At 46.3% G+C, this 11,362-nt stretch carries 10 protein-coding genes; 8 read left to right on the top strand and 2 right to left on the bottom strand.

Annotated features, from left to right (window positions below):
* Nucleotides 1-36 precede the first annotated feature (36 nt).
* Nucleotides 37-594, bottom strand: coding sequence for a transcriptional regulator (locus MHI32_RS25925; RefSeq protein ID WP_036685364.1), 558 nt, complete (start codon nucleotides 592-594; stop codon nucleotides 37-39).
* A 256-nt stretch (nucleotides 595-850) separates the two neighbouring features.
* Between MHI32_RS25925 and MHI32_RS25920 the strand changes: the two genes are divergently transcribed.
* The 8 genes from MHI32_RS25920 to MHI32_RS25885 all read left to right on the top strand — a co-directional run bounded on the left by MHI32_RS25920 (nucleotide 851) and on the right by MHI32_RS25885 (nucleotide 9,379).
* The gene (locus tag MHI32_RS25920; protein WP_036685362.1) at nucleotides 851-2,044 is read left to right on the top strand and encodes a glycine betaine/L-proline ABC transporter ATP-binding protein; all 1,194 of its coding nucleotides are present in this window, start codon (nucleotides 851-853) and stop codon (nucleotides 2,042-2,044) included.
* Entirely contained in the window at nucleotides 2,044-2,877 is an 834-nt protein-coding gene (locus tag MHI32_RS25915; RefSeq protein ID WP_076099393.1) for a proline/glycine betaine ABC transporter permease, read from the top strand. The genes MHI32_RS25920 and MHI32_RS25915 overlap by 1 nt, the downstream gene beginning before the upstream one ends.
* A gap of 13 nt (nucleotides 2,878-2,890) precedes the next feature.
* Entirely contained in the window at nucleotides 2,891-3,760 is an 870-nt protein-coding gene (locus MHI32_RS25910) for a glycine betaine ABC transporter substrate-binding protein (protein ID WP_038573223.1), read from the top strand.
* 287 nt (nucleotides 3,761-4,047) lie between these two features.
* Nucleotides 4,048-4,659: a VTT domain-containing protein gene (locus MHI32_RS25905; RefSeq protein ID WP_076099392.1), complete on the top strand. Its 612-nt coding sequence runs from the start codon at nucleotides 4,048-4,050 to the stop codon at nucleotides 4,657-4,659.
* A 154-nt stretch (nucleotides 4,660-4,813) separates the two neighbouring features.
* Complete coding sequence (gene yunB, locus MHI32_RS25900; protein ID WP_076184782.1) at nucleotides 4,814-5,893, top strand: sporulation protein YunB; 1,080 nt, start codon at nucleotides 4,814-4,816, stop codon at nucleotides 5,891-5,893.
* Nucleotides 5,894-5,962: 69 nt separating this feature from the next.
* Nucleotides 5,963-7,447, top strand: coding sequence for a hypothetical protein (locus MHI32_RS25895; protein WP_340011287.1), 1,485 nt, complete (start codon nucleotides 5,963-5,965; stop codon nucleotides 7,445-7,447).
* A complete protein-coding gene (locus MHI32_RS25890; RefSeq protein ID WP_076184780.1) occupies nucleotides 7,444-8,649 on the top strand; it encodes a hypothetical protein in 1,206 nt (401 codons plus the stop codon). The genes MHI32_RS25895 and MHI32_RS25890 overlap by 4 nt, the downstream gene beginning before the upstream one ends.
* On the top strand, nucleotides 8,642-9,379 hold the full coding sequence (locus MHI32_RS25885) for a glycosyltransferase (protein ID WP_076193397.1): 738 nt from the start codon (nucleotides 8,642-8,644) through the stop codon (nucleotides 9,377-9,379). Before MHI32_RS25890 ends, MHI32_RS25885 begins: the two co-directional genes overlap by 8 nt.
* A gap of 25 nt (nucleotides 9,380-9,404) precedes the next feature.
* On the opposite strand, the gene MHI32_RS25880 is transcribed toward MHI32_RS25885, so the two are convergent.
* Nucleotides 9,405-11,354, bottom strand: a complete 1,950-nt coding sequence (locus tag MHI32_RS25880; protein WP_340011286.1) for a glycosyltransferase — start codon at nucleotides 11,352-11,354, stop codon at nucleotides 9,405-9,407.
* Between the last annotated feature and the right edge of the window lie 8 nt (nucleotides 11,355-11,362).

Genomic DNA, 11,362 nt, shown 5'->3' with positions numbered 1-11,362 from the left:
ACTGTCGTTTTTTTGTGTGTTTTTTGTGGGTTTGATTTAAGTTTCTTTAGGGATAAATTCAAAAATTTTGCCACTCTCAAAAGATTCTATTAGTTTCAGCAACCAGCGGTAGTAGTTAATGGATTCAGTTATTTTTTCTTCATCTGTATTTAAGAGCTGCATAAGTTTACTATCGTCACTATACTCTTTTTTCATATCGTTAATTTCTGCAAGTGATTTCGCTAGTGAGATCATATTACCTTCGACGGCTTTTCTCCATTTAATAGAGAAGTAATCACTGAAGTTCTGATGCCAGTCAGGCACAGTGGTGAACAAGTCTTTGCGCGTCCCTCTCCCCCATACTTTGTCGATCATTTTCAGATCTAGAAGGGTACGGACTCCCGTACTCATGGACGTTTTACTCATTCCCATTGTTTTGCTGAGCTCATCCAGTGTCACTGGACCTTGATTGAAGTACATATAACCGTATAAATGTCCAATAGACAAGGTAATGCCATACAGATCCATGTTTTTGCCGATAGAATCGATCACACGTTCACGGGCTTTACTAATCTTCTCTATTTGTTCGGGCGTAAGCCCTTCTAAATCGTTCATGATGTCCCTCCTGAGGAATAGGTCGATAGACTGCAACCTTATACAATGTATTGTAATCAAATCCCCCTCCATAAGTAAAGAATTCATGAATAAAGGAATTTGGCGTAAAACAGAGTATTCCATACATAAAGTTCGTAAAGTTAAAACTGTACACTAATTTTTATCCGTATATGGTGTTTGCATGAATTTTCAATAGTCCGGTAAACTACTATAAGTGAACTAAACCCGGATAACATTTCGGGAGAAGGAGGACGGCATGGCTATTATAGAGGTGAAACAACTAACCAAAGTATTCGGTCATGATGCGGGACGCGCGATTCCTTTATTAGAGCAAGGGATGTCGAAGGAAAAAATTGCTCAGGAATTGAAGTTGACAGTCGGAGTCAACAAAGCCGAATTCAGCATTGAAGAAGGAGAAATATTCGTCATTATGGGTTTGTCCGGCAGCGGTAAGTCGACGCTGGTTCGTTTGTTGAACCGCTTGATTGAGCCTACAGGGGGGCAAGTTCTTTTTAAAGGGAAAGATGTTGTGAAAATGAATCCGGAGCAGCTGCGCCAATTCAGACGGAAGAACATCGGCATGGTGTTTCAGAAGTTCGCATTATTTCCACATCGAAGCGTACTGGAGAATGCAGCATACGGGCTTGAAGTTCAGGGCGTAGATAAAAAGAAAAGAACTGAACTGGCAACGGAAGCCTTGCATCTGGTAGGTCTGAAAGGTTGGGAGAATCATCGTCCTGATCAACTCAGTGGAGGGATGCAGCAGCGTGTTGGACTGGCACGGGGCCTTGCTAACGACCCGGATATCCTGCTTATGGATGAGGCATTTAGTGCACTGGATCCGCTTATTCGTAAAGACATGCAGCAAGAGCTGCTGGAATTACAGGCCAGAGTGAAGAAGACCATCGTGTTTATCACTCATGATCTAGACGAAGCTTTGCGGATTGGAGATCGGATCGCACTGATGAAGGACGGAGTCATTGTGCAAATTGGTACACCGGAAGAAATCCTCATCCAACCTGCCAATAAATATGTAGAGCGATTCGTGGAGGATGTGGACTTGTCCAAGGTGTTGACTGCAGCTCATGTAATGCGTCAGCCGGAAACAGTCAGACCTGAACGCGGGCCTCGGGTAGCGCTTCAATTAATGCGTGACAGTGGTATATTCAGTCTGTATGTAGTGGACAAGGAAAATAAGCTTCTGGGTGTTATTACAGCTGAGGATGCCCTTAAGGCACTGAATGATAATAAATCTATTCTGGAAGTAACGCGGAGAGAAATCCCACGTGTTCAACCGGAAACGCTACTCAATGATTTCTTTGAATTAATATCTGAGACACATTTGCCTGTAGCCGTCGTAGATGAAGCGGATAAATTGAAGGGTATTGTGATTAAAGGAGCCGTTCTTTCCGCACTCGCCGGCAACGCGGTACCGGAAGGAGGATTATAATGGACATTCCTAAACTGCCTTTGGGAAAGGCACTCGAGTGGTTGGAAAATTGGCTGACGACTTATTGTGGGCCCCTGTTTGACTTCATCCATTCGATTATCGGTGGTATGGTGGCTGGCATTGAAAATGCACTTACCTTCCTGCCAGCATTAGTACTTATCGTGCTTATTGCAGCTTTGTCTTATTGGATCGGTAAATGGCGCATGGCACTATTTGCGGTCATTGGGCTGCTTCTGATTGATAATCTTGGATTATGGGGACCTTCTATGCAGTCCTTGGCCCTTGTTCTAACCGCCTCGATATTGGCTGTAGTAATTGGTGTGCCGATTGGTATTTTATGTGCGCAGAGAAATACCGTTAGAAATATAGTTACGCCTATTTTGGACTTTATGCAGACGATGCCGGCTTTTGTATATTTATTGCCAGCGGTATCCTTTTTCTCACTGGGCGTAGTTCCAGGGGTTATTGCTTCGATTATTTTTGCAATTCCGCCAACGATTCGCTTGACCAATCTCGGAATTCGTCAGGTTTCGGAGGAACTGGTGGAGGCAGCAGATGCTTTCGGATCGACACCTACTCAGAAATTGGTTAAATTGCAGCTTCCAATCGCTTTACCAACAATTATGGCAGGTGTGAACCAGACCATTATGTTGTCACTGTCAATGGTTGTTATCTCATCGATGATTGGTGCACAGGGCGTGGGTGCCTATGTATACCGTGCGGTATCACAGGCTAAGACAGGAGACGGATTCGAAGCAGGGATTGCGATCGTTATTATCGCCATTCTGCTGGACCGTTTGACACAGAACGCACTAAAACCAAAACAAAGATAGGAGTTTTAAATAAATGAAGAAGAAAAATATAGGGGTATTCCTGTTAGTTATTATGATGATTGCTGTTATTGCTGGATGTTCTTCATCAAGTAAAGAGAAGGTAAAATTAGCATATGTAGCATGGGATTCGGAAATTGCGAGTACTTATGTAGTAAAGGAAGTACTTGAAACTAAGCTTGGAGCTACCGTTGAAATGCTGCAGGTAGATGCTGGTCCAATGTGGGCTGGGGTTGCAGACGGTAGTGCGGATGGAATGGTTGCAGCTTGGCTGCCAAGCACCCATGCGGCTTATTTAGAGAAGTACGGTGCAAAAATTGAAGATTTGGGTGCAAATCTAAACGGGACTAAGGTTGGCTTGGCTGTTCCGGCCTATATGGATATTAACTCTATTGAAGACTTGAAGAACAGTGATATGGCAGCAAAGCTGAACAATCGCATTATCGGCATTGAGCCAGGTGCCGGCATTATGACAACCACAGAAAAGGCTATCGCGGAATATGATCTTAGCGATTACACACTTCTTGAAAGCTCATCCGCAGCGATGGCTCAGGAACTGCAAAAGGCTTATGACAACAACGAGCCAATCGTTGTTACAGGCTGGACACCGCACTGGATGTTCGCCAATATGGATCTGAAATATCTGGAAGATCCAAAAGGGGTTTACGGTGCGGATGAACAGATCCACACGATGGTTCGCCAAGGTCTGAAAGATGACATGCCCAATGTCTACAAATTCCTGGATCAATTCGAATGGACAGCAGAAGATATGGCCAAAGTAATGATCGAGGTTCAGGGTGGGAAGTCCCCAGAAGAAGCCGCTAAAACTTGGGTGGAAAGCAATCCGGATAAAGTGAATGCTTGGGTTGCAGGTATAGAATTGTAAGTAGATTAAAAACTGTGTTATGATGTGAAGAATAAATGGAAACAAAAATGTAACTTGTACGCTAACTACTGTTCTTTACACATTACACTTCATAAGCAAGCTCATTCAATAAAACACCCCGTAAGGGGTGTTTTTCTTGGGAATATAAGCAAAGTATTACAAGCTCTTAGTGTACCCTGCTTATATTTCAATAAGAATGGATACCTAGTTTACACACTTAGACTTATGCTTTGTCAAAGTAAATCAGGAGGCAGCTGCTGCAAGGAGTCAAGAGAGGAGACTGCTTCATGACAGAGACCATAAATACCTGGATTGATTGGCTGCTGCAAACGCTGGGCCTTAGCGGGCCATCTATTTTATTCGTGACCATCCCGCTCGCACTTTTGCAGAGTATATTAGGATTTTTTCCATTCGTAATTTTGATCGTGCTGCATGTCTCTGTTTTTAACGTAATTGGAGGCATGCTGATCAGTTGGCTGGCCTGCAATCTGGGCGGAATACTGATGTATTTTCTCATTCGGCGATATCTGTATAACTGGTTTGACCGAAAATGGAGAAGCAAACTGAAGCGCTATGATAAATGGCAACGTTACTTGGATCGATATGGGATTTGGACACTGGTGCTATTGCGTACGATCCCGATTATTCCGAATAATGTAATCAATTTCATGTCTGCTGTTTCACCGATTAAAGCCTCATCTTTTATATGGGGAACCGTACTTGGTAATTTGTCTTATATATGGTTATTCGGTACGATCGGATCCACCCTAATTGTTCCGCGTGAAGAATGGAATGGTTATCTTACCTGGTATGCGGTGTTTATAGCTATTCTCATTGGCATCTTTATTCGGCGTCATTGGGACCATTTGCAGGAGGATAAGCGGAGCAGAATGCACTAATATCATCTTCCCAGTTCATGATCTAAAGGATGAAGAACGTTACTTCAGGCGCAGTTTGCCGGAGGGAACGTTCTTCTTTTTTGTCCTCTTAGCGAATACCTTAAATTAAGTGGAGGTGGCTTGACCTCTGCGTAAGGCGGGAGGGACTGTTGCAATGGGCAGATTGAAAAAATGGGGAAACCGAAGGCTGAGAATACCTGATCTAGGCCATTTTCGGCTGCCAAAAATAAATGGGGACACGAATCGGAGATTCTCAGCGAGAAGCTCCGCATTCAAGTCAAAACCCAGCCGGGCAGCGGTTAGGCCGCAGCGTACGCGCTTTGAAGCCAAACGTAGCAAAGGCCGCTTTAGATTATCCAGCCGGCCAGAGAGTAAGGTAACGGTTGCAGGCGGAAGAACACATAAGCCAAGAAGCCGACGTAAATTTTGGCTGATAGCATCCTTAGTAATACTTGTGCTGGTGCTGCAATCCTTGCGCTATGTGGAGCTGCATATGAAACCGCCCATCCTGCATTTAGCACAAATACGTGTGAAGCAAATCGCTACGGAATCGATTAATAAGGCGATTACCTCACAGGTTGCGAATGGAGGGAATGCGGAAGAGCTAATTGATTGGAAGACGGATAAGAACGGGAAAATATCAGGGTTCATGCTCAACTACGCGGAGCATATGCGTATTACTTCGCAAGCGGCACAGGTCATTCAGTCTACGCTGCAGGAATTGCATAATCGAACAGAATATATTCCGCTGGGGCAAGCGCTGGGCAGTCCCCTTATTGCTTCTTATGGACCCGATATTCCGATCAAGATTGAACCACAAGGTGCGGTTAAGGTTGAACTCAGCACCCGCCAGCAAAACGCTGGGATCAATATGATTCTGGTCGAGGTATACATTCATATTGTGACAGAGGTTGCAGTCGTCATTCCTTTTGATATGGAGCCGCAGGTAGTGGATACAGAAATTCCTGTGTCTTATCTGATGGTTGTTGGAGATGTACCTATGTATTATTACGATAATCAAGGTCAACCTGTGGGGGCGAACGGCAGCAGTGCTCCGGGAATTGCCATTCCTGCTCCAGCTGTAGGCGGGGATAAGAGTGGAGTAGTGGATCAGGGCAAGGATACCACCAGTAACAGTCAGAAAGATAACAGCTCGTCTCCAGCGGCAACCGATCCCGCGAGTACGGGTGCAGATCATACGGAAGAAGACAAAGGCGCGGGCGGAGGAAATTAAGGGGATATCACGCTTCAGCGCTCATAGACTATAGGTAGAACAGCTTTAATAAATGGAGCGTGAATCCTAATGTCGCAAGAATCTCTGAATGTGGAACGCTTGGCGGGAAGGTATGGGTTCTTGGAGCGCACGGGACTACTTCCACTGCCGAGTAAAGATGGACTTACCCTTGTAGTTGAGCTAAGCCGCCTGGAATGTGCCGCAGCTTGCTTACCCTTGCTGCTGCTCCATTCTGGAGAGTCTGTGCGCATTATTGCTGTGGCGATGACTCCTGATTTTCCTATGGAAACTTTAGCGGAACAGTTCTCACCGGAGCAGTCGATTCTCTTTCTTCCTTATGAAAAGGAGGAGTACATGCCTAACCAGGCTTTGGCACAGATCGAAACCAGTTTCGCGGTTTTGCTTGAAGATTCGATCATGGTATCGCCTGGCTGGCTAAGTGAGCTATTGTGGGTTCCTTTTGATGACGCTTCAGTTAAGGTGGTGGCCCCTCGCTCTTCAACCGAAAGAGGGGAAGGGAAGAAACGTCTTCACTTCGGCACCTATGATGAGTTTGCTGCTCATGTAAGCTACAATCTTGGCCGGCATCAAGGAGAATGGCGAGAGATGGATGTACTAACGGGTTCTTGCCTCCTGTTCTCTAAAGAGCTGCTTCAGCGTATCGGAGGGTTGGACACCTCGCTTCAAGTGCGGTCTCTTATGATTGCCGATTGGTGTCTTCGAGCGCGGCAGTCTGGAGCCAAGCTGGCGCTAAGTGATGCTGTGTATGTTCATGCTATACATTCACTTGATAGGGGCCAGAGAAGGATGAACGGACCAACACTTGCGGATGGCTGGCAGGCGTATAGTACAAAATGGGCACTGGAAGATGTCTTAGAAGCCGAAGAACATCTTGTACCGCAGAATGGATTCTTACAATCAACACAACCTGTTATTCCACTCGGTAAGGCAACCTTGCAAACGCCATTAGTGACGGCGATTGTTTATTGTGAAGAGGATGGGAATGGGGACCCTCTTCCGCAGGAATGGGCAGCTACACAGGAGCAGCAGAGCTACAAGAATATTCGCTGGATCTGGATCAAGGACAGCTGGATGAACACAGCTTCCGGCTTGCCAGTAAATGAACAGGATGTAGTGATTGCAGTTCGTGGTCAAGAGGCTTGGCTGCGGGCTTTGAAGAATGCATCTGCATTATTTGAGAGTGAGATAACTGTGTATTTATCAGACTCTATCAGGTATGAGAAATATTACGTTGAACGGGTAGTGAAGGCGATCACCCAAGGTTCCGCGGATCTGATCGTTAGTTTATCTACGGATATGGACGAAGAGGTGGGGCGGTTGCTTAGGGGGGACCCTTCGGGAATTGTTTTTCCATTAGAGCGAGTTGCTCATAAAGGCGGGAATGTGCCTGGAGTGATTACCTGTAAGGCGTCTACTTCGCACCAATTGCAGCTTCACCCTGAAGCTTCACTAACTATAGGTTATGTGGGGGATTTGTCCGAACCGCAGGGGAAGAAGGCAGATAGGAGCAGGGGCAAGGAGGCGCAGTCATGAAATATTTAATTCTGAGCAGAGGCTCCTGGGAGGAATACGAATATAAAAGACTGTTGGATCTTCTGCCCGAGCGGGAAGAGGTCTGTTTTGCCGGAAGAATGACTCTTGAGCAGCAGACTAACAGCCAGATCAAGCCGGTAATGATCGCGGATATTCATACTCTCAAGGCGAGGGAGTACACATTTCTGGTCTCTTCTCCCTATTGGCTACCAGAGGTTCTTTCTTTGCAAGCGGGATATATAGTGGCTTTATTAGAGCGCTGTCCGGAAGAAGAAAATAAGGTCTTATGGGATAAATACAGCGGCTTGCTTGGAGCAAAGGCCGATCTAGTAGGAACCCGGTCAGAACGGATCTATTTGGAGCAGAGCTTGTGCAGGGAGAATATTATTTATCTCGACGGGGATCAGCAGGAATCGTATGGAGTTGTATGTCAGCGCGAGCGGATTTATTTTCTGACAGATTATGAGATGTTGTGGAGTAAGGCGATTGAGAACTTATGGCAGGAGGAGCCCCTCCTTGCTACGGACTGGTTTAGGATTCAACTCCAGCTTAGGGCGGATTATTATACCTCGATGTGCGCCAAGCTGCCCAGCCAGCCTGTTGTACATTATTTGGCAGCATCTTATTTGTATTTGCTTGGGGACTCCACAGCGAATCGATATCTGGCGCAATCCTTTGAGTTAATGGTGCTGTATGAATATTTGGATTGCCTTATTTCACACTTCCGGTTTTTTTCTGCAATAGAAGCCAAGACAGGGAATTTGGAAACGGCGGTCCGCCAATTTGCGATTACAGCATTTACCGCAGAGGAGAAGCAAGCAGTAGAAAGGATGGAGGGCTGGCTCCATTCCGGGCAGGATGAACTGGTTCGCGCGGAGTTGTTCCACCTGAATGAGGATGAGGCAGCGGCAGTAAGAATTTTAAGTCCGCTAACTTCTCCCGAGGCAAAAGCGTTGCTGGTGCAAAATTATGTGCGGACTTTTCAATGGGAAAAGGCAATAGTGCTGCAACATGAGCAGGAAGAAAATGTGGATGAAGCCATGGAAGGCACCATACACTTGCTGTATGGCAGGCGGCACGAGGCCATTCGCAGCTTTTTAAATGCAGGAGGGCAAGACAATCAGGCATGGCCACTTTTGTCAGAGATGGCAGATCTCGAAGAGGCTGTAAGACGATTGAGAAGGAGAGTGGAGGATGAGTAGTCATAGAGGGCCACTCCGCAAAACATCAGGCAACCGTCTGACCGCTATTATGCAGGTTAGGAACGAAGCCGGAAGGTATTTAGAGCAGGTGCTGGAGGAATTAAGTGAGTTCGTGGATGATATTGTGATCGTGGATGATGGAAGTACAGATCATACGGCTCAGTTATGTCTCTCTTTTGCCAAAGTTAAGAAGCTCGTAACCCTGCAAAGCTCTTTGTTTAACCGTGAATGGGAGCTACGGCAAACATTGTGGGAGCTGGCGGTATCTACGAATCCGGATTGGCTGCTGTCTGTGGATGCCGATGAATTCTATGAAGAGTCTGCTAAACGGGAGATGAGGCGACTCATCGATCAGGATGTGTATGACTGGGTATCCTTCCGATTATTTGATTTTTGGGGTGGCACCACACATTACCGTGAAGATGAGCATTGGAATATCCACACGAAGCATACCCGTACACTAGTCCGGTATTTGCCGAACTTTCATTATTTTTTTCCGAAAATGGATCATCATGTGCCAAGACTTCCGCTCTCTTATTCGGTATTGCCGGGTTTTCTTACCGAGCTGCGTGTGAAACATTATGGTTGGGCGATATCCCCTGAGGAGCTTCGGCGAAAATACTCGCGTTACCTGGAGCTTGATCCAGAGGGGCGCTGGGGTAGTCTGGAGCAGTACGAATCTATCCTTGATGAGCAGCCCCATCTGGTGGAATGGCAAGAGGAGCTTTGAAATCCGCATCTGATCTGCCAACTGGCTAAGTCCGGCTGGCAGATCTCAGAAGCAGCGCAGAAGGGATATGAGCTGATGGTATCCCTTGCGGATATACTTCTGCTGCGAGCTGCAGCTTGTAATAAGCGAGGCTCACGGCTGCGGTAGCCCCCCCGACTCTACGCAAAGCGGCTTCATCCTCTACATGAAGGATGGGCATCTCTCCACAGGAGTAGGCTATCGCAGCGTATAATTGCCACTCGGTACAGTCCGCAGGCGTATGATATTGAGGGTGCTTGCTGACATAAATAGAGCACCATTGTTTTTTTATGGAGGTAGGGGCTTCGAGTAATCCGTAGAGTAAGGGCTGCGGCAGACTGGACCATTGTAAGGAAGATCCTTCCGAATGGCGATAAAGTGTCAATAAACTATTCCAAGCACCAGTCTGAAGCAGCAATTGTGCTGCATAGTTGAGATCCGAAAGATCAGCTTTAAGGCTATAATTCCCCGCTAAAATATGATGGATCGATAAAATCCCCGGTCTGTAAGGCAATAGACAGACAAGCCAGCGCATGGCAGACTCAGTATCTCCAATACGGCAAGAGAAAGCCCACAGGTAGCCAAGTACAAAGGATCGGTTGGAAAGATGGGAAGGATTATGAAGCAGCTGTTCAAGCGGTGCGAGTGTCTGAAAATGTTCCGGTTGATTGTTTATTTCCAGAATCGCCTGCAATGCAGCCTGAACAGATGAGGGTAACTGGCTGGCTGTAGAAAGCTCAGCTTGCCATTCCGGATCGCGGGCATTGAGCGCTGCGGGCAGAAGATAACTCAAAGTATCAGGAGATAAAGAGTGAAGATAGTTGTGGGTCAATGCTCGCAGTTGTGCCTTCTCTCCAGATAGAAGGCTTAGTGGGACGAGTTCTTTCCACGCTTCGCTATAATCAGGCTTATGTTGTATAGCAGCCTCGTAATGTCTCCACGCATCCGGATATTGGTATAACTTCTCACAGACTCTTCCGGCTAGTAGTTCTGTCCGATACGTTCCACTGCCTGAGGAAGAAGGGTATTTCTGTGCTGTATTCCCGCTCTGAAGTGCGTTCTCCAAGAAGTGCTTGGCTGAGCTGAGCTTCCCTTGTTCCAGTAATAGGAGGGCATAGCTTTCTAATAAATCCGTGAAATCAGGAAAAAGACCGCTCCCCGTACGAAAAACTTCCTCGGCTTCCTGCTTTCGGTCACATAGTTGTAAGGCGTACGCCGTCTTAAGGTAAATATCTGAGACATAACCGGAAGGGGCTGGAACATCGGTGAGCAGCGGAAGGAGGATCTCTGCCGCTTCTTTATATTGACCCTGCTGATAATACTCTGCCCCTAACGCGTAACGAAGAAAAAGATGGTTCGGTTGAAGCCGCAGATCCCTGTTGATGAGTGCTAAATTGCGGTTATATTTATTTTTACGCAGCAGTTCATCTTCTAAATATCCGTAGTGGAAAATACGCAAATCTGCATAAGCGATCTCCCCCGCTGGAAGCTCCCAAATGCTGCTGACAATCTCCTCATGAATACTTCCACGAAAAATAATTCTTTTATCATTTTTGAATAATCGACAGACATGATCTGTAACAAAATCCGCTTCAGGTATTTCACCGACATAGTGGATAATAGGCAGCCAATACCCATGAATATACTCGGCACCAAGCAAGGGCTGGAGCAGCTCCTCACTCCAATGATCCACAGCCTCATCAGCATCCAGTACCAGAACCCAAGCGGAAGTTGCATACTCTAGGCTTATATTCCGAGCTTTGGAAAAATCATTTTCCCATGGAATGTCGATAATCTTTGCACCGAACCTCTGAGCGATTTCTTTACTGTTATCCTCTGAGCCTGTATCCGCAATGATAATCTCAGACACTAGCCCGCACACAGAGGATAAGCATTTCTCCAGATGGTTTGCCTCGTTCTTAATAATCATGCAAAGTGTAATATCCGGTGTGGTCATAGGAATAC

It is taken from the genome of Paenibacillus sp. FSL H7-0690 (assembly GCF_037980415.1).
Lineage (GTDB): Bacteria > Bacillota > Bacilli > Paenibacillales > Paenibacillaceae > Paenibacillus_AQ > Paenibacillus_AQ odorifer.
The sequence above is the reverse complement of the archived record's forward strand: the minus strand, read 5'-3'. Positions and strand labels throughout refer to the sequence as shown.